Annotated in this window: 16 protein-coding genes; 10 read left to right on the plus strand and 6 right to left on the minus strand. The window is 42.9% G+C overall.

Annotation, left to right across the window (positions count from 1 at the left end):
* Position 1: 1 nt before the first annotated feature.
* A complete protein-coding gene (locus GXP65_RS20150) occupies positions 2-805 on the minus strand; it encodes an EAL domain-containing protein (protein ID WP_162093571.1) in 804 nt (267 codons plus the stop codon).
* A 161-nt stretch (positions 806-966) separates the two neighbouring features.
* Here GXP65_RS20150 and GXP65_RS20155 point away from each other — a divergent pair, with 161 nt between their 5' ends.
* The 5 genes from GXP65_RS20155 (at position 967) to GXP65_RS20175 (ending at position 6,387) form a co-directional block, all read left to right on the plus strand.
* Complete coding sequence (locus GXP65_RS20155; RefSeq protein ID WP_162093572.1) at positions 967-1,887, plus strand: helix-turn-helix transcriptional regulator; 921 nt, start codon at positions 967-969, stop codon at positions 1,885-1,887.
* 170 nt (positions 1,888-2,057) lie between these two features.
* On the plus strand, positions 2,058-2,993 hold the full coding sequence (locus GXP65_RS20160) for a helix-turn-helix transcriptional regulator (protein ID WP_162093573.1): 936 nt from the start codon (positions 2,058-2,060) through the stop codon (positions 2,991-2,993).
* Positions 2,994-3,062: 69 nt separating this feature from the next.
* On the plus strand, positions 3,063-4,010 hold the full coding sequence (locus GXP65_RS20165) for a helix-turn-helix transcriptional regulator (RefSeq protein WP_162093574.1): 948 nt from the start codon (positions 3,063-3,065) through the stop codon (positions 4,008-4,010).
* Between the two features lie 571 nt (positions 4,011-4,581).
* On the plus strand, positions 4,582-5,595 hold the full coding sequence (locus tag GXP65_RS20170; RefSeq protein WP_086369488.1) for a DNA-binding protein: 1,014 nt from the start codon (positions 4,582-4,584) through the stop codon (positions 5,593-5,595).
* Between the two features lie 405 nt (positions 5,596-6,000).
* A complete protein-coding gene (locus GXP65_RS20175; RefSeq protein ID WP_005428530.1) occupies positions 6,001-6,387 on the plus strand; it encodes a hypothetical protein in 387 nt (128 codons plus the stop codon).
* 69 nt (positions 6,388-6,456) lie between these two features.
* On the opposite strand, the gene GXP65_RS20180 is transcribed toward GXP65_RS20175, so the two are convergent.
* From GXP65_RS20180 to GXP65_RS20195, 4 genes are all read right to left on the minus strand, one after another.
* Complete coding sequence (locus GXP65_RS20180) at positions 6,457-8,403, minus strand: diguanylate cyclase (protein ID WP_162093575.1); 1,947 nt, start codon at positions 8,401-8,403, stop codon at positions 6,457-6,459.
* On the minus strand, positions 8,400-9,503 hold the full coding sequence (locus tag GXP65_RS20185; RefSeq protein ID WP_233966224.1) for an extracellular solute-binding protein: 1,104 nt from the start codon (positions 9,501-9,503) through the stop codon (positions 8,400-8,402). The genes GXP65_RS20180 and GXP65_RS20185 overlap by 4 nt, the downstream gene beginning before the upstream one ends.
* A gap of 237 nt (positions 9,504-9,740) precedes the next feature.
* A complete protein-coding gene (gene serC / locus GXP65_RS20190) occupies positions 9,741-10,835 on the minus strand; it encodes a 3-phosphoserine/phosphohydroxythreonine transaminase (RefSeq protein WP_162093576.1) in 1,095 nt (364 codons plus the stop codon).
* A 131-nt stretch (positions 10,836-10,966) separates the two neighbouring features.
* The gene (locus tag GXP65_RS20195) at positions 10,967-12,229 is read right to left on the minus strand and encodes a DUF945 family protein (protein WP_045378356.1); all 1,263 of its coding nucleotides are present in this window, start codon (positions 12,227-12,229) and stop codon (positions 10,967-10,969) included.
* Between the two features lie 185 nt (positions 12,230-12,414).
* Here GXP65_RS20195 and GXP65_RS20200 point away from each other — a divergent pair, with 185 nt between their 5' ends.
* From GXP65_RS20200 to GXP65_RS20210, 3 genes are all read left to right on the plus strand, one after another.
* Entirely contained in the window at positions 12,415-14,355 is a 1,941-nt protein-coding gene (locus tag GXP65_RS20200) for an ATP-binding protein (protein ID WP_162093577.1), read from the plus strand.
* Positions 14,352-14,849: a response regulator gene (locus tag GXP65_RS20205; protein ID WP_162093578.1), complete on the plus strand. Its 498-nt coding sequence runs from the start codon at positions 14,352-14,354 to the stop codon at positions 14,847-14,849. Before GXP65_RS20200 ends, GXP65_RS20205 begins: the two co-directional genes overlap by 4 nt.
* Before the next feature lie 207 nt (positions 14,850-15,056).
* Complete coding sequence (locus GXP65_RS20210; RefSeq protein ID WP_005428519.1) at positions 15,057-15,605, plus strand: hypothetical protein; 549 nt, start codon at positions 15,057-15,059, stop codon at positions 15,603-15,605.
* 212 nt (positions 15,606-15,817) lie between these two features.
* Here GXP65_RS20210 and GXP65_RS20215 read toward each other — a convergent pair whose 3' ends face one another.
* A complete protein-coding gene (locus GXP65_RS20215) occupies positions 15,818-16,405 on the minus strand; it encodes a TfoX/Sxy family DNA transformation protein (protein WP_005428539.1) in 588 nt (195 codons plus the stop codon).
* A 370-nt stretch (positions 16,406-16,775) separates the two neighbouring features.
* On the opposite strand from GXP65_RS20215, the gene GXP65_RS20220 reads away from it, so the two are divergent.
* Together GXP65_RS20220 and GXP65_RS20225 are read left to right on the plus strand one after the other, a co-directional pair.
* Positions 16,776-17,696 carry an HDOD domain-containing protein gene (locus GXP65_RS20220; protein ID WP_005428540.1) on the plus strand — a complete coding sequence of 307 codons (921 nt, stop codon included), beginning with the start codon at positions 16,776-16,778 and terminating at the stop codon, positions 17,694-17,696.
* A 107-nt stretch (positions 17,697-17,803) separates the two neighbouring features.
* Positions 17,804-18,709, plus strand: a complete 906-nt coding sequence (locus GXP65_RS20225; protein WP_162093583.1) for a lysine exporter LysO family protein — start codon at positions 17,804-17,806, stop codon at positions 18,707-18,709.
* The last annotated feature ends 168 nt before the right edge of the window (positions 18,710-18,877 follow it).

The raw sequence follows: 18,877 nt of genomic DNA on the forward strand, positions 1-18,877 counted from the left end.
TTTAAGCCCACAACGCTGTGGGCGCTAAACCGCCCGGTTTATACTCACATAATTTAGGGCAAAAATCGGCTACCACAGTTGGTCTATGAAGGTAATAACCCTGAGCATAACAAATGCCTAAACTCTTCATAAAGTTGAGCTCATCCGAGGTTTCGATCCCCTCCGCAACCAGATCAAATTTATATTGAAGCTTCCAACTCGCCAAACGTTGCCAAAACTTTTCGTATTGAGCCCCCTGTCTTCTCAACAAGCTTCGGTCGAGTTTAATGACATCAGGTGCGACATAGCGAATGATCGACTCGTCCCTATGGTTATCACGTCCAAAGTCATCTAGGGCGATCTTAACGCCCAAACATTGGCATAACTGCAGGTTCATTTTAAATACGGCTCTGTTCCAAACCTCAGCGGGATACTGCGTCCGCTCTGTGATTTCAAGCCAAAGTGTCACTCCAAAACGCTTACATGCTTTAAGTAGCGGAAGCGCATCAGAAAAAAAGGATAGGCTTGAAAGATAAGACGGTGGAATATTAACCGAAATAAAACTGATAGACTCAGGCAACTCTCCCAGACTGGTAGAGAGCTTTTTAAATAACCGCTGAGTAAAAAAGTTGGCATAGCCTTCTTCTTCGATGCAACGGAACGATTTTTCATTGCATCGAGGTTTATTCCATCGAGTTAAAACCTCGGCACCGATCTGGTTTTCGCGTTGTAACCCATAGATAGGTTGAAAGATAGGATAAAAAGCACCTTCGCGTATATCTGCAAAGACCGTTTTACATTCATCCTCCCTTGTTGAATTTTTCATAAGTATAACCGTCTACCATCATTGTCTAATATAAAGATTAACGGAGCGTATTGCACAATAGTAGGCATCAGAAAAGCCAATTTCTTGAGCTCTGCCATGCGGAACCTATAATGACATAGCAATCAATAACCTAATCCAGAGCTCGAAATGTGAGGAAGTGAATGTTCGGGGAATACCTAAAACGACTACGGGAAGAGGTTGGACTGACACAAAAAGAGCTCGCGACGAAGTTAAACCTTGCGAGCGTTGATTTTGCTTCGATTGATCCTGTAACGATTAGCCGCTGGGAAAGAGGAACCACTGCCCCTACTACCGTTAAAGCGATCAAGGTCCTCAGAGTGCTGACAACAGATCTAATGCCTTTTCTTAGCTCTCTTCCAGTGGAGTCAGGTAAAAGTATCTTTGACGAGATCGTTGAGTATCGATTTAAGTCTCCTTGGGCCAAATTAATGAGTGATTCTTATGAGGCTCCGACCCAATGTAAAGATGTCCTAGAGGCACCGCTACTCGAGAGCAGCCAGGATGATTATCTAAACAGCTTAAAGCACTTTTTTGCGAGTCTATCTCTAGACAACAGTGCATTATTTGATATCGATTTGTATCAATATCAACAAGAGCAAAAAGCCGTTACTCGTAAGTATATTGCCAAAGAAAGCGAAGAGATCCTTGGACACAATATCTCCTTCTTATTTGATGCAAACGAGCTACGCCAATATCTTTCATTTCCTTTCTTTCCTGTTCCGTTGCAGCAATCTCGACCTTATTCAGCAAACCGCACTATGGCCGTCTGCACCGTTTCCCGCTTCTCATCGAATGAAGCCGTGTTTTGGAAAAATGGTGCATTTGGTGCAAAGTTTGTTGCAACTCATGCGAATATTCATGATATGTATTTTTATGCAGTAGACCATTGGTCAGTAAGTTATATGAATAGCTTAGATGCAGAGAAAGTGGCCTTTGATACACCAAGTGACAACGGCATTGTAAAAATAGGTAACCAATCATTTAAACGCTGTTTATATCGCGTCGACAGTGCAATTTGGTTATCAAGGCCAGAAATTCTATCCCTACTAACATGCGAATAAGCAAGACCGATTATTGTTATCGCCTCCTATAGATGAACAGGATATAACCAAATTCAGACATATTATTGACATGAGTAAAGGTAACTCTGCCTAGCATAAAAACGGTTACTACTGTTTATGTGGTATCAAGAAAGAATGAAATACGATTCAAGTCATCATGAGGCTTATGTATGTTTGGGGATTACCTGAAACGACTTAGGACTGAAGCACAACTTACGCAAAAGGAACTCGCGGTAAAACTGAATTTAGCAGATCCAGAATTTGCCTCTATCGACTCCGTAACGGTCAGTCGTTGGGAACGCAATATTACGTCACCGAATCCCGTTAAAGCGGTGAAAGTGCTTCGTACACTCACAAACGATATTAGACCCTATCTCCTCTCTATTGAGTTCGATGAAGATAAAACGCTCATTGACCATTACCTCAATGAGCGTTACCACTCACCGAAAGATGTGCTCATGAATACGTCATACCGTTCTAATCAAGACGCAGAGCCAAGCGATGTCGTTGAAGCCCCTCTGTTTGAAACTAGGGGAAAAAAGTATGAAGAAAACTTGAAGAACTTCTTAAGCGGTATTGGCATTGATCATAACTCGTTTTTCGATGTTGACCTTTATCAGTATCAACAAGATCATAAGATTTACGGCAAAAAATATCTGGATAGCTTAACGGGAAAGTTGCATGGACATTCCTTGTCTTTCTTCTTTCATGCAGACGACTTGAGAGACTATTTTTGCTCCCCTTATCTCAAAGTACCGATAAGGAAAACCAAGCCCTATGCTGAAACGAAAAAGATGGCAATCTGCGCGTTAACCCACTTTTGCTCTGACGAGCCAACCTTTTGGATTGACCATCAAACTGGAATCGACTTTCTAGCTACACACGCTAACGTGCAAGATCTCTATTACTATGCCGTTGATAAGCTCACGGCCGACTATATGGTTGGGATTGGGGCAGAGAAAGTCGCTTTTGATGAACCTAGTGAGCATGGCATCGTCAAAATTGGGACAGAAAAGTACATGCGCTGCCTCCTCAAGCTTGATAGTGCAATTTGGATGACTCGCCCTGAGTTATTGCTACTATTGAAGAAACAATATTCTCAATAATCAACTAACCTAATTTAGGAGACCAAAGTAATGCAGGCCTCCTTTCAATAATAACAACAAGGTACATGTATGTTTGGAGACTATCTAAAACAGTTGAGAGTGCAACAAGGATTAACCCAAAGGGAACTGGCCACAAAGCTCAACCTTGCTAACCCCGAATTCGCATCCGTTGACTCAGTGACAGTAAGTCGCTGGGAGAGAAACACCACCACACCCAATACGATTAAAGCCATCAAAGTATTGCGTGAGTTAACACTGGATCTAAAGCCCTTCTTACTGTCCATCCCCTCCCCCGAAGATGAGACATTTCTAGATGATATTCTTTATACACGCTTTCGCTCCCAGCGTGCGTTATTGATGATGTCAGACTATGAAGAGTTGAAGCCCAGCGAAGAGATTGAGATTACCGAAGAAACGTTATTTGAAGACGAGGTTGACACTCACCTTACTCGGTTAAAAAACTTTTTCCTGAATGCAGATGCCCACTATCCTGGAATGATCGATCTAGACTTCTTAACAATGCATGAAGAAAAGAAACTGATTGCCAAAGTCTACAAAGACAGCGCTTCACAAAAAGTTCGCGGTCATTCCATTTCTTTTTTATTTCGCGTGGAAGATCTAGATACCTGCTTTAGTACACCGCATCAAACCTTACCGTTTAAGCTTGCACGGGCATACTCAGAAGCCAGAGAACTTGCTTTATGTTGTTTAAGTCGTTATGCGACCAGCGAACAGGTATTCATGATTCTTCACCCTACATTGGTCGATTACATTGCTCAGCGTTCTAACATTACTCAACTGTACTATTACGCCTTTGATAACCAGTTTACTGATTATTTGGTAAGCCTAGGGGCAGAAAAAATCGCTTACGATACTCCCGATAAAATAGGGTCAGTTAAAATTGGAAAAACAGCATATCGTAAATGCTTACTAAAAGTAGATACCGCAGTTTTATTAGCTCAACCATCGATTATTTCTCTTCTTCATCAACATCAAGCCAATATCATCAATGGCTAAAAATCGATATAAGTCATCCTTCTAATATAACAAGCACTATGAAATCGTATTAATTACCATTAAAAATTAGTGCTTGTACTCTAATTAATCCTGAGCGACTAACTCCTTAATAAATATCTAATATACTCATATGAAATATGTTCTCCCTGTCGAACGTTTCTCACTTTTAAGATAAGTGCAAAAAATAATTTACCGTATGGATAAGTGTATATATTTCATTAACCTATGGGATTCAAATCTAAAAAAGAGAGTAAATTCAAGGCATTTTTATTGTTATTTAGGACAAATAAGTCCTGAACTAGGCATCTTCTATTCCCTCAATAAGTACAATGCCTTCTCAATTTAACAACAAACATAATACGATTTGCGTAATATTTATGAACAAATACGACATAAATATTAATGCATTATCAGCCTCCCATACGCCATATCAATTTTTAAGGGCTGTGTGTAAATGGAATACCATTTCAAGTAATTGACATATTCGGCAGGGAAATATCATGCACATAACTTCTACCAAATATAACAAATTTAGCTATGGACATGTTTTAAACCAAAGGGGGAAAGTAAAGTGTTCGGGAGTTATCTAAAATCAATAAGAACCACATTAGGGTTAACTCAGGAGCAAGCATCGATAAGGTTAAACCTATTAGGTGGTGATTTAGCCAACATAGATTGTGTCACTTTCAGTCGCTGGGAAAGAGGCATCACTCAACCAAGCCTTAGTCGAAGGGTAAGGGTGCTTAGGGCATTTGAAAATAACTTGCTGCCTTATTTGTGCAGTTTGGGGGTAGACTCATCGTTAAAAGATGACGTGGAGCAATTTGAATTGTCGTTGAAGCAGCGATATCAGGATGCGATGTCTATTCTTTCAGGAATTGACTACAACACGCCATTTCCTATTGAGCATAACCATATTGACGAGGAAGAGCTCAGCCAAAGTAATGAGCAAGACTTCATCCATAGTCTCAACAACTTTCACAATCAGTTGAAGTGGCTTAACGTCAAACATAATCTCACTTCCATCGATCTGGTTGAATACCAGCGAGACGGTCGAGCAATCGCTTACAAATACCTTTCTAACAAGGAGTTAGTCGGCCATAACATTGGCATGTTCTTTACTGAACCAACATTTGAAAATGAGATTGATAGAATTAAAAAGAACCGCTTACCTATCGATTCAATCGATCTTAGGCTGACTAAGGGGATAAAAGACAAAGGGGTGTATTCTTATTACGCCATCAGTCAACACTCGAAGAACGAGCGTGTTTTTCGGAAGCAATTACATACAGAGTTTACTTTCTTAGCTCAAAACGCTCAGATCCATCATTACTATGCGAGTGTGACACTCAAAAGCTCGGTAGATGTCATGCTAAAAATGGGCTTCAGCGTAGCAGCCTATGAAGGCGAAAACCCTGTAGGAGCGATTAAGGTTGGTTCTAAGCGCTATACTCGAGCCATCATGTACATAGAGACAAGTGAATTGTTTACTCAGCCAGAATTTCTCTATCTGCTTACTTGTTGTGGTGTTTGTTCTCACCGAAACTGCGAAGCCTGTACAGAACGTTCTGGTTGCATCTGCTAAGTAAGCTTCCCCAATTTCATCATTGAGTATCCACTGCGATTAAAGGCCAACATTGCACCTCCCTCTTTCCTATGCCTCGTTGGTCTTTTCATTATTTCGTACTTGGTCAATAGGCCTTGCATCAGCAATCTTTGCCAAAGGGCACGAAATCAATGTGTTTATATTCTAGTTTTCTCAAATCTCATTTCGTAGGCAAATAACAGATTAGATTTCAATAATATGCTTATTGTTGACTACTTCGCCGTCACTTTAGTTCAATCTCATTCCTTGGCGTTTTCACATTTGCTCTGTAAAACCAACTTAGCAAACATGCTTTTATCTATTTCTTGGATGCTATCCCATGTTTCCATTCACTCGTTAATATCGGTAGGTAGAGTGCTTCCGATTTACCTACAGGTGAGAACCATGAAAAAAATTCGCTATCCATTTGATTTACATGGAACGCTATCGATTCGATACAGGGATAAAGTAAACCCAATTTTCTTGGATACTGATGAAGAGAATCAGTCCATTATCAATATCGACGACTTCGCTGTAAGATCGTTCAGTTACGATGCTGAAGATCGATTACTTAAGATCTCTTTACAAAAAGCCGTCAACCTCACTGAAATCTCTGACTGCGGCACCGTGTTTACCGGCGTGGAATTAGAACAAAGCAACATCAAACTGGATCTTGTGTACTGCCTATACAACGCAGGCATCATTAGTTCGAATATCTCTTACCCGCTTGATGATGCCTCACCCATCGCCTCAATTGCAGTCGCAAAACCCTTAACTCTGCACCTAAAGTAAATTTTCGGCATTAAAAAGCCCTCACTCCAACATGGAGTGAGGGCTCTCTATCACTGTTTACATTAGCCGTTATTCGTTGCCTGAGAGTTGATAGAAGGCTCGTTTTTTCTCATACATAGCCTCGTCTGCCATGGAAAATAGATTATCTAGTGAAACATTATCACTTGATGCCCCACCGACAGAGAACTTCACTGGATAACGAGTGCTTTCCGATAGATCAATCCATTTGTCTTCTTGCGCTTCTTCTAGCGAGTTGATCAATGCTTCCAATGATTGCTGACTTCGTTCAGGTGCAATGATCGCGAACTCATCTCCACCGATGCGATAAAGCATCAACTCATCTCGTAATACCGACTTGATCAATTGCGTAGATTTTGAAATCAGTAAGTCGCCTCGATCGTGTCCATAATTATCATTAAGCGTTTTGAGTCCATTAATGTCGATGATGATGACTGCCATCGAGTCCCAGCAGCCTTTCGCTACCGATTGGCGAGCGAACTCATAGTCATCATCAAACGCTTTACGGTTTAGGCACTTAGATAGTTTGTCTCTGCGCGCGAAATCTTCTAGCTCTAACCATGAGTACAACTGCTTTTTGAATAGTTCAAGTAAGATGCGTTCTTCTTCATCTAACGCATAGGTGCCGTAATCAAAATACCCCACCATAGTGCCGGTTGATGAGCGCATGGTTTTCACTCTCTCGCCTTTGGGCTTTGTAAAGCTAAAATGCATATCAGACTGAGGTAACAAGCGATTCAAACCCGAGTTAATCACTTCAGGAATAGCGTGATAACCGACACCAGCTTGACTGTTCGTGAAATTAATCAATATCATCAACTTGGCTTTGTGCGCTTCCTCTCGCGTTAGGTTCACACGCAATTCTGCCGTTTGCTCTTCTACTCGGTGCTCTAGAACTTGGTTAAAGTTCGCTAACTGCGCATTGGTATCTTGAACTTGTTGGTTAGCTTTACGTAACGCTTGGTTTCGAATCTCGAGCTCGTCCATGTGATTCGTCAATTGAACCCACAGTGAATCTAAAAGGTTCATAAGCTGTCTAAACTCTTTGAATTGAAAGCGTTTAGGTGTGAGGTCTGGCCGCTTATTATTTTTAAAACTACGAACCACCATCGCCATTTCTCGGATTGGTAGGGTCAGCCAACGACTTGCCAAAATTGCGATAACAAGCGTCACTACTAACGTTGCAACAATAATGTTTAATAACTGCTGCTTGGATTGCATCAACTCTTGATCACGAGCAGCGTTAGAAACCGAATGGATCATTGAGATTTCGAGGGGCTCAACAAAGTTCCGGTTTGTAACCACGATGTCACTCATGAACTTTGAGTCATCTCCTTTAGTCAAGCGGACATCACCGTAGTGAAAATTGACCGATTCTTGCTTGTAGAGAAAAGGTTGAGAGATCTGGATCAGATCTTGGTAAGACACCAACACGACCAGATAACCTTGAGGCTCATATTCTGAACCAGGTAACAAAGTGTACGGCAAAAGTGGGCTAACAATCGCAATGCCACTCTGCCCGCCTTTATAAACCAAGCCTTCATCAAAGTAAGTGGTGTGGTACATTTTACCTTGCTTATAAAGCACATCTGCGGCTCGAATTTTGGTTAAAAGACGGCTGTTCTCTAGATGATAGACAGAGCCATTACTCTCATACATCGGCTGCCAATTCTTATCAATGATGTAAGTCGTACTGACGTTTGTTGCAAGCCCTTCGAAGGTCTCAATCATTTGCCAGATAACACTTGAATAAAGGACATTATCCATGCCTTGCACTAACAGGCGATCTTTTGAATACCAACGAGTTAAGTTAACAACGAATGTTAGATCTTCACTGATGGTTTTCTGAATACCTTGATTAGTGTTTTCCAACTTGATCTCTTTTTGCACCAAGAGGTCTGCTTGGTGCTTATCGATCATGCTGATCCCAACCCAATAGGCAGGCAAAAGAGAGCCTGCAACGACAATCAAAGTCAGTATGCTACGCAAACTAATCATGATGACTTCCTACGACGATGGATATGCTGTGAGTGATTTTGGATAAAATCGACCACAAATTGAGCTGCGCTTTTGGCTGGCATCCCCGAACGATAACGCTTATAACCGCGAATAAGCGCTTCCCATGTTACCGCCATTTCGACCGTACTTGGCATCGCATAGGCTGGCGTCAGCTCTTTGTACAACTCGCTATAATAGGTGCTATTTGCATCATACCATTTACGGTTTATGGAACGGTTCGTGGAAATAAGGTTCTGATTAATAATCACATCTTCAATAAACTCAGGGTTTTGTACAATGGTGGCCAAAGTGCGCATTGCTTTACGTTTATCGCTATTTGCCATGGCTTCGGCATTGAAAGCGAGCACCTTCCCACCACTCAGAGAATGCATATGATGGTTATTGTAAGTCGGTAAACTGCTGATCTTCAGCTCAGCTGAAAAATGCTGCTTCAACTCACCCAATGCCCAGTCTCCATCAATCAAATACGAGACTTTGCCTTGAATGAACTGAGCGCGCGCTTGCTCTTGAGATACTTCATCGTGCACCACCCCTTTTTCAGGCAACGCGCCATAGAATTTGAGTGCTGCAGCTAACGCAGAGACATCGATATCAGTAAGTGGTTCAGGTCTGTGATCAGAGAACATAGGAACGAACGACATAAGAAAGTACATGTTGGGATATTGCATCGCTAGGGCGTTTTCTCCCTGCTTCGCTTTTTCCAATAACGTTTCCCATGTTGGCTGTATGTCGTCCGTCAGTTTTGTATTTACGTACAAAACAAGGTGATTCCCCAAACCGAGTGGCACACCGTAGATAGCACCATCTACCGTCACTAATTCAAGAGCTTTAGGTTCAATACTCTTTTCCTCTATCCAACTCGGTGGAATCTTGGCGAGGTCAAAGTAATCGTGTAAACCAAGGAAGTCTGAAGGCACCCAAATTACATCAGGTACCGTAATCCCAGTTTGTTTGGCGAGCAGCAACTCAGAGCGGATATTATTAACATCAAATTCTCGGATGGCGAGTGTATTGCCCGTCTCTTCCTGAAATCGCTCATTGATTTCAGCAACCGTGGAGTACTCAATACCACTCCACACTTGGATTTCCTGCGCGGAAATCAAAGAAGGAAGAAACAAGAGAAGGAAACAGCTCAGATATCTCACAAGAACCCTCGAAAATGACTGACATCAAAACAAACATAGCGAACCACAAGTACCGATTCAAACAAGCGCCATGGAAATGTGCGAATGCTTCCATTGACGATTTCACTGTGCTGCAGAAAGCAAAAAGCGCCGCTTTTGCGACGCCTTTTTGGATTATATCACAGCAAATGTTTAAGCGTACTGTTGCTCAAACTCACGCATGAAATCGACAAGCGCTTGAACACCCTCAAGTGGCATCGCGTTGTAGATTGAAGCACGCATCCCTCCTACTGCTCGGTGACCTTTTAGCGCTTTAAGGCCTTTCGCATCAGCAAGCTCTAGGAATGTGCCGTCAAGCTCTGGCTTCGCAAGCTGGAATGGAACATTCATTAGCGAGCGGTTAGCTGAATAAACACCATTGCGGTAGAAATCAGACTGATCGATGTAATCGTAAAGCAGCGCCGCTTTCTCACGGTTTACTTGCTCAATCGCTTTCACACCGCCCTGTTCTTTCAGCCATTTGAATACCAGGCCAGACAAGTACCAAGCAAACGTTGGTGGCGTATTGAACATCGACTCTTTTTCTGCCAACACTTTGTAATCCAAAATGCTTGGTAGTACTTGCTTCGCCAAGCCAAGCAGATCATCACGTACGATGGCAATCGCGATGCCAGAAGGGCCAATGTTCTTCTGTGCGCCAGCGTAAATCACGCCGTACTTTGAAATGTCAATTTCACGAGAAAGAATGGTTGAAGACATATCAGCAACGATTGGTTTGTCCGTTACTGGTAGGTCGTTAATTTCAACACCATCAATGGTTTCGTTAGGACAGAAGTGAACGTAAGCCGCGTCTGGTGAGATGTTCCACTCTGTTGCTGGCAGCACAGCAGCCTTTCCATCGATGACTGTTTTTGCATTAAACACGTCAGGTTCACAGTACTTTTTCGCTTCTGCTACGGCACTTTCTGCCCAGTAACCACCATCAATGTAAGTCGCAGTTTCCGCATCACCTAGCAAGTTAAGTGGAACAGCGGCAAATTGAGCACGAGCACCACCTTGGCAAAACAGTACTTTGTAATTGTCTGGGATATTCAGAAGATCACGAAGGTCTTGCTCTGCTTCTTCCGCAACCTTGATGAACTCTTTACTTCGGTGACTGATCTCCATCACTGAAGTACCAAGACCTTGCCAGTTGATTAGCTCCTTTTGTGCTTGCTGCATGACTGCTTTTGGCAGACCTGCTGGCCCTGCACTGAAGTTAAATACGTTGTCCGTATTTTGTTCCATGATGCTCATTGCTCCTGCTAAGTAAGTATGACGAAATTAATATCACGTTTTTGCAGGGATAAAAACAAGAAAAGAGGTCTTACGACCTCTTTTTAAACTGAAAAAGCTAAAAACTTACTTTGTAAACTTCTCTATTGCATCATCGCTGGCATAAGCAGTGCGATTAAAGGAAACTCTTGTCCATTTTCGAACTTCAATTTCCCATCCGAAATTTGCGCTTTTAGTTCATAACCGTCGTCTTTTTTCTCGATAAGCTCCATCACCATCAACTCATCAACACTTTCTTGAATGAATGGGTAGAGATCCACCAGCTCATCCGAGAAGTAGGTGTTAAGTGAACCACTCGTTGCTGTCATCAACTTCATTGGGTCTTGAGTGATGTTGTCCGTGCCTTGAGGAACAGACAGTTGCCATTCGTTACGGAACTTACCTTCACCAAACGCCAAAGACAGTTCGTTCACAGAAAGACTAAAGCCTTTGCTGAAGAGCGCATCAATATGTGGCAACAGTTTTTGGATTTCTTGCTCATCAAGCATTGGCGAGCTTTGGTAAATCGACATGATCTCATCAAACGATTTGCTATCTACGTCGCCAATAGCAAAGTCCAGCTTGAAGTTATCAACATCTGTTCCATCCGTTAGACGCATTTGCTTCGCATCCAACACCAGTTTCGAACTCAGCTTATCACCCGCTTCGTTGAGAGAGGTATTGCCGCTGTAGCTAGCATTTTCAATCAGGAACAAAGGCGCCAGTTGCGCATCAACGATATCCAGCTTTTGCAGTGAGAAAGATTGCTCACCTAACCAGTAACCTTTCGCTTGTTTGCCTTTACCCTCGCCAGTCAATTCAGTGAGGTGAATTTCTTCGCCGTTTTCAAAATCAATCTGTACCGAAGGGATCGACACTTGGTAGTTCAAATCACCAAGAACTGTCACGTTACCTTTAACCTGAGCAGGACTTGATGAAAGGTGCATACCTTGAGCGTCGTTTTGGTAGTTCCAGCTCGCTAAATCAAGCGTGAAATCGGTATTACCGTTAAGCTGAGTTTGGCTGTGCATTGTCAAAGGCAAGAAATCCGCGTCTACTAATCTAGAATCTGCACTTAGGCTTGTTAAACCATGAGTTACGTCACTGGTCACATCAAATGCTGTTGGCAAACCATCACGTTCAAGCTGCGCTTTGATTTCTGGATCAACCACGGTGTAACGCGTCAAAACAACGGAAGATAAGTAACCGCGGTCATATTCAACAACCTCGCCTTTCACCATCTCATCGTTCATATTGGCAATGCCGTCTTCAATAATAGATTGACCAATCTGACCAACCGCTAACGGCCAACATAGCGCAAGAGAAATAGCGCCACCGATGGCACCCATTTTTTTTAGATTTTCCATAACGTCACTTATTGAGTATTTGTGCTCAGTCTAACCCAAACCCAAAGCGGATAAAACATTGAGATATATCAGACTATTGATGGTTATTTTAGTTCATTAATCGAGAACAATACCCAGCTCCCAACCATTCTTGTATTTAATTGATATGTTGTTAGTGCCAAGTTTTAACCGGAGCTCAAACCACTGTGAACCGCTACGCCGTATTGTGCCTCGACAACAATCCCATTAGTGCCGAGCAGTTTCGCTTGGAGTTGTCAGCTTTCTCGAGCAAGTTTGATATTCTGTCGGTAGAATCGATAGAAGAAGCCCAGAGTGCCTTGGAATATCTCGAAGAGAGAGAACAAAAAGTGGCGCTCGTTATCGCTAGCCATCACGCGCATTTCAACGGCGTCGATTTTCTTATCGGTTTAGATCGTAAACCCCATACCGAGCAAGCTCGAAAGATCCTTATCAGTTGTTCTTCTGATATTGAGGCAATCTTAACCGCCGTCAATGAAGGACGCCTAGATCATTGCTTAACGAAACCACTGCCAGACAAGGTGTTGCTCAATACGGCACAAAAAGAACTTACCCAATTTATTCTTCGTCACGATAGAGAAGACTTACTTAGCTACAGCCAAATTCTCGACCAGCACAAGTTGCTTCGTGCTCACATCGAAAATCAAATGAGCAACTACCAAGCAGGCTTCTTGAACGACTACCACTCTCTTTCTGACGAAGAGCTGGCGGAACAAGTGATCAGCGCACTACAACATTTCTTTGAACAAGATGACGATAGTGAAGCATGTCGAACCTACTCCCCAGAACACTTACTGACGGTAGAAGGTGAACCCAACAGTTTCTTGTGGTTTATCACCAGTGGTGAAGTTGCGCTGTACAAACGCGACGAGCTAGGAATGCAACGTGAAGTGGTTCGTCACTCTAAAGGTAATATCATTGGCGGCATGTCCTTTGTCACCGGAGAAAACTCATTTTCTACGGCACTGACCCTGACTCAAACAGAAGTCATTAAGCTAGATAGAAACGAATTCCGCAAAGTAATGCAGAGCGATTCAAACTTATTACCGCTCTTTACTAACCTGCTCCTCCGTCATTTCAACCGACGATTGCAACGCAGCATCAACACCAAGTTACAACTACAAAAAACTCTGGAGTCTCTAGAATCTGCCCACCAGCAACTTATTGAGAGAGAGAAAATGGCGATGCTTGGGCAACTTGTCGCCGGCGTTGCCCATGAGTTAAACAACCCTATCGCAGCCATTCTCCGCGGGGTGGAAAATCTGACGCAGACACTGGAGAATCTGCTCACAGAACTCCCTAGCCACGACATTCAAGAAAAGGGCGTTGATTTGTTGACTAGAGCCCAAAGGGTTAAGCCAGCCTCAACCGCGGAGTTAAGAGAGCGCGTTAAACAGCTTAGCAACTCCCTGCCAGATAGGAACCTAGCCAAAAAAGTCGTGAACCTTGGTCTCGAATCCGATAAAGCGTTGATAACAGATCTTACTCGTCAAAAAGCGGATTCATTACAGACATTAGGAACATTAGAGCAATATCATCAAGTCGGCTCATCACTTCGCTCGATAAATGTTTGTGCTGCCCGCATTGCCGACATGGTGAAGAGCTTGAAGGGATATGCACGTTCCGATGATGAAAGTTTGCACTTTGCTGATCTGCATGAAGGCATTGAAGATACGTTAGTGATCTTTGAAAACAAGCTCAAAATGCACAAGGTCACCACTGACTACGCTCCGCTGCCTCATACGCTCTGCCAACCCATTGCGCTGCAGCAAGTATGGACCAACCTGATTTCCAACGCGATTGATGCCTTCCCCGATAAAGGCGAGCTGACTATTCGATCGCGATCGGTCGAGAAAAATAATCAAACGTACGCTGTCATCTCATTCAAAGACAACGGATGCGGCATCCCAAAATCACAACAAAAAGCCATTTTTGAACTCAACTTTACAACCAAGAAAGAAGGCAATTTCGGCTTAGGAATCGGACTTTCTATCTGCCAACAAATTATGGCTAGCCATAAAGGCTGGATAGAGGTGGAGTCCGAGCTCAACCAGTACACTTGCATGACCGTCTGGTTACCTATCACTCAAGAAGGAGATGAAGCATGACTAAATATCTGATTTTGTGCGTGGATGATGAAAGAGAAGTCTTGGATAGTGTCCTTCAGGATTTGATCCCATTTGAAGATAACTTTGTGGTCGAGGGCGCGGAATCCGTCACGGAAGCCAAACAAGTGATTGAAGAAATGGCGGAAGATGGCATTCAGCTCGCCCTCATTCTTTGTGACCACATCATGCCAGAGCAGACTGGTATAAGCTTCTTAATCGAGCTCAGTCAAAATGGTGACACAAAATCGGCACGTAAACTCTTACTCACCGGGCAAGCAGGCCTAGAAGACACCGTTGAAGCTGTAAATCATGGAAGTCTCGATTACTACATCGCCAAGCCATGGAAAGGTGAAGAACTGCGGGAAGCCACCACGTCTCAACTGACTGCTTTTATGATAGAAAATGATGACAACCTGTTGTCGTGGACCTCAATTCTGGATGCAGAAGCCATCCTCAATGCAATGGCTAACAGACGAGCAAGCTTCGGCGAATAATCGTTTTGCGAGAAAAAGGCACCAAGATACCTCCTACATGGCGCGTTTTTTGCTGTGAACATGGCACAATTGACTCATTTGACAAAACATCGGCACTTTTTTGTTGGTCGTCGACCTTGGTTTTTATTATGATGTCGAACAAATCAGATTACGGTTCAAGTGGTTACTTGGATCCATGGAACTATAAGACAAGGTTTATCGTTAGTTATGCGTAAAACACTATTAGCCACTGCCCTTTTGCTGGCATCTAGCCAAGCTCTAGCTGCGAACGACTACAACGCTCCAGCAACAATGAGCAACTTTAGCTACGACTACATGGAAGCTCGCATTGGTGCAAGCCCTGTGACATTCGGTGCTGGTTTTAGCAAATCAATCCACCCAAATGCACACGTAGTTGCGCGCATCGATTCTGAATTCGATGGCGATTTCGACTCTGCTGCAGGTTTTGGTTTCCACTCTCCACTTAACAACTGGGCAGACCTAACTGGTGAAATGCTAATGCGTGTTGTGCAGCCATCAAACTCAAGCAGCACAGACGTGGGTATGGAACTTAACCTTGGTGTACGCCAGTGGCTTGGTCCTCAGCTAGAAGTGGGGGGTAAAGCAGGTTACGTATCTATCGACAACGATGACGATTGGATCGGTTCGGTTTACGCTCGATTCCACTCTACAGAGCTATTCTCTCTAGGTGCAGAAGCGCGTATCAACGACTTCTACGGTGACCAAGTAATGTTCACGACTCGCTTCAAGTTCTAATCAATCATTTGATTACGCTCCAACAGAAGCAAAAATACAAAAACCGAGGCATATGCCTCGGTTTTTTATGGGTAAAAACTAATTTGTTGCAATGACTAACTCAAATGAAGTGGTCAAAAACATCAACTTCCTTTTTGTCGCTTTCAACACTCACCTTTTATGACTCGCTAACTTCATCCTAAACGAGTCAATCATCGTGAAACTAAATAGATTTATTCACACATAGCCAGTAGCTGCTTCTTGCGTGGTTCTTGGATCAGTTTCCAATGGATACCATCAATCGCACCAGCAAACTTCCAAAGTAGCTTAACGTCTACATCACTGCCGTATGCCACTCTTACTTTGTTGAAGACTTCTACTGGGCCAAGCTCCAAAAACGTGTCTACGTCATCAATACCAGCTTTCTTTACCATACGCTCTAGCGTTAGCTGCATATTCGGTAGATCACGCAAACGTCTACTGGCTGAAGACTTTTGGTATTTGCGTTCCTTGATAGAACAATTAATTGATTTTTGTAGCAGCTCATCCAACCCGGCAAAACCGGAATCGAACAATTCTGTTACATCGTAATAATTTACCGTTGCCGTCGTTTGTTTTTTGACGTGCTTATATTTTTCACAGTTTAGTTGAGTAAACTCTTCATCAAGGCCATTGCCACCGCGCAAGTAACAGCAGTCGTTACTTACCAGAGCAAACATTGCGTCGTTGCTGAATAAACCAATACCGCCAAACATTGAACGTTTTTGGTACTCACTAAAATTGCTTACATAGTTAAAAAAAGCTTGGTCTGTCATGTCCATTGACCTCTTTAATTGGAATAAGTTACCCCGATTAGCGATGTCACCAGATAAACAGCAGCTTGTAGCGAATTATAAATTGTCGATATGTTGGCGTATTTTTTGTGAATTGCGCTCACCAACTGTCTTAATCATACTTAACGTTGAAAAATAAGTTAGGATCTATGTCACAGATGCCAAAGTACAAATTCAACATACGTGATTAGTTTCACACTTACAACTCCTAGACCGATGTTTTTTTGACGCAACCACTGCCAAAAATTAAGCATCATGGTGATTAATGCGGCAATTGCGAAAGCGAGACAGGTATTTAATTGATAACTAACATACTGTGAGGGTACACTGTACGAAAGCTCTCAAGCACAGCGTCGTAATGGAACATCTATCATTTTTCTGGCTACCGAATAATAAAGATAAGCTTATAAAAGCACTCGAATCTGAGTTCGCTCAGCTGGTTGAACAGTCTATTTCTACTGGAAAAATTTCCCTTCCTCCGATCCCTGATGTCGTACTCAGGATTCAACAGCTTTGCACTGAAGAACACACCACCATCGCAGACGTTGCCAATGCACTTTTAGAAGATCCTGGCCTAGCTGCTGTTGTCGTGCGTGTCGCGAACTCCGTTATCTTTAATCGTCGCAATATCACTTGTAATGACTTAATAACAGCGGTTTCTCGACTCGGAATTCTTCGAGTAAGAGACATTGTCACTGCACAAGCGATTGAACAATTAAAGCATTCAGTAAACTTAACTAAAGAATGTAATAGTATCTTGGTGAAAAGTGCCGCAGTTTCTCGTGAACTTGGCGCAACCATGGTTTTGGTGGTTCAAGAGTTTCGCAAGCATGAACCTGCGACTTATGGTCATCTAGAACAAGAGAAGGCATTGTTGGTTGGCTTATTGGCGGACATCGGCTTGTTCTGCTTGATAAACGAATACCACTTGTATCTTGATCGCGGTAATTACCTCGATCCAGATATCGCATTACAGATATTCCAAACCCGCTGTTCTGCAACGAGTAAATTAGTGCTTGAGAAATGGGGCTTTGATAACGATTTCCGCGAAGTTTCATCTAATGAGAAATACGAAGCTTCACGTCCAGAGGTCAGCTACCTCGATATTGCTCGCATTGCTAATCACCTCTTAATGTTCCGTAATCAAGATGACCGTATCGAAGATCACGAAGTAGAGTTCAATTTAACTGGCGCCGAGGTCTTGTACGATCTCAGCAATATGAGTGATACTGACTTCCAAAGTGAAATTAAAGAAGTGCTTAGCGCAAGCGGTCTTTAATCTCTAATACATCAAAATCCAGCCACGACTTCATTCAGATAGTATTCTGATTCATTTTTGCGTGGCTGAATTATCTTGCTTATCTCAGAAAGGAATCATTGAGTTTTATGTTCTCAGGGATGCTATTTATCTTCGCCCCATTAGTGGTGGGCTATTTAATTCCAGTTTCTCGCTCGTCAATACTGGAGAAGATCAATAAATCGACCTCTTACCTTATTTACGTCATCCTCTCTTTGATGGGATTGAGCTTGGCTGAGCTTGATAACCTTGGTAGCAACCTGCAAACCATCCTCCTCTACGCGGGCACTTTTTTTGTTTGCTTGGGTGTATGTAACCTCATGGCTTTGCCATTGGTTGATAAACTGCTGCCTTTGCAGACGGACCAAAATCAAAAGAAACTTCCTCTCTCTTCTATGGCATTAGAATCGGTCAAATTAGTGGTCGTTGTTGGCGGTGGTTTGATTGCTGGCTTAATTCTTCCTATTGGGCTTTCTTGGGTTGATACCGCAAGCGAGTGGATTTTATTTCTATTGCTGTTCTTTATTGGCATTCAACTGCGCAACAGTGGCCTAACGCTGCGCCAGATTCTTTTGAATAAACAAGGCATGGCAATCGCTTCAGTGATCATAGTGACGTGCATGATCGGTGGCGTCATTGCCGGAATGATTCTCGACCTACCACTCTATCAAGCGTTAGCAATGTCATCGGGCTTTGGCTGGTACTCTCTGGCGGGTATTTTGATGGGCGATGCATTTGGCCCAATCTTTGGCGGAGCCTCCTTCTTGATTGAGTTAATGCGAGAGCTGGTTGCATTGGTCGCGATTCCACTATTTATTCGCACTTATCCTTCGACTGCTATTGGCTACGCGGGTGCTACAGCAATGGACTTTACCCTACCGGTGATTCAAACCACTGGTGGTGTTCGATGTGTGCCTGTCGCGATTGTTAGCGGTTTTATCCTAAGCTTATTAGTGCCTGTAATGATGCTTTTCTTTGTGTCTCTTGCTAGCTAGATCTCAGGAATAGTCCTTAACATCCATTACAATACGGCAAAAATTCAAATACCCACGTAACCTCAAAATGCTCAATTCAAAGAGAATTTTCTGGTTTACCGCTTTGTTATCGAGCCCTTTGATTTTTAACTCTTGGATCGGTAATCAGTGACAGGCAAGGCATAGTGC

Origin of the sequence: Vibrio sp. LB10LO1, assembly GCF_010092875.1 — a bacterium.
GTDB classification, from domain to species: Bacteria; Pseudomonadota; Gammaproteobacteria; order Enterobacterales; family Vibrionaceae; genus Vibrio; species Vibrio campbellii.

What these genes read in the sequence shown, in the direction of transcription:
- GXP65_RS20150 (WP_162093571.1), bottom strand. Translation starts at nt 805, where the DNA reads ATGAAAAATTCAACAAGGGAGGATGAATGTAAAACGGTCTTTGCAGAT.
- GXP65_RS20155 (WP_162093572.1), top strand. Translation starts at nt 967, where the DNA reads ATGTTCGGGGAATACCTAAAACGACTACGGGAAGAGGTTGGACTGACA.
- GXP65_RS20160 (WP_162093573.1), top strand. Translation starts at nt 2,058, where the DNA reads ATGTTTGGGGATTACCTGAAACGACTTAGGACTGAAGCACAACTTACG.
- GXP65_RS20165 (WP_162093574.1), top strand. Translation starts at nt 3,063, where the DNA reads ATGTTTGGAGACTATCTAAAACAGTTGAGAGTGCAACAAGGATTAACC.
- GXP65_RS20175 (WP_005428530.1), top strand. Translation starts at nt 6,001, where the DNA reads ATGAAAAAAATTCGCTATCCATTTGATTTACATGGAACGCTATCGATT.
- GXP65_RS20180 (WP_162093575.1), bottom strand. Translation starts at nt 8,403, where the DNA reads ATGATTAGTTTGCGTAGCATACTGACTTTGATTGTCGTTGCAGGCTCT.
- serC (WP_162093576.1), bottom strand. Translation starts at nt 10,835, where the DNA reads ATGGAACAAAATACGGACAACGTATTTAACTTCAGTGCAGGGCCAGCA.
- GXP65_RS20195 (WP_045378356.1), bottom strand. Translation starts at nt 12,229, where the DNA reads ATGGAAAATCTAAAAAAAATGGGTGCCATCGGTGGCGCTATTTCTCTT.
- GXP65_RS20205 (WP_162093578.1), top strand. Translation starts at nt 14,352, where the DNA reads ATGACTAAATATCTGATTTTGTGCGTGGATGATGAAAGAGAAGTCTTG.
- GXP65_RS20210 (WP_005428519.1), top strand. Translation starts at nt 15,057, where the DNA reads ATGCGTAAAACACTATTAGCCACTGCCCTTTTGCTGGCATCTAGCCAA.
- GXP65_RS20215 (WP_005428539.1), bottom strand. Translation starts at nt 16,405, where the DNA reads ATGGACATGACAGACCAAGCTTTTTTTAACTATGTAAGCAATTTTAGT.
- GXP65_RS20220 (WP_005428540.1), top strand. Translation starts at nt 16,776, where the DNA reads ATGGAACATCTATCATTTTTCTGGCTACCGAATAATAAAGATAAGCTT.
- GXP65_RS20225 (WP_162093583.1), top strand. Translation starts at nt 17,804, where the DNA reads ATGTTCTCAGGGATGCTATTTATCTTCGCCCCATTAGTGGTGGGCTAT.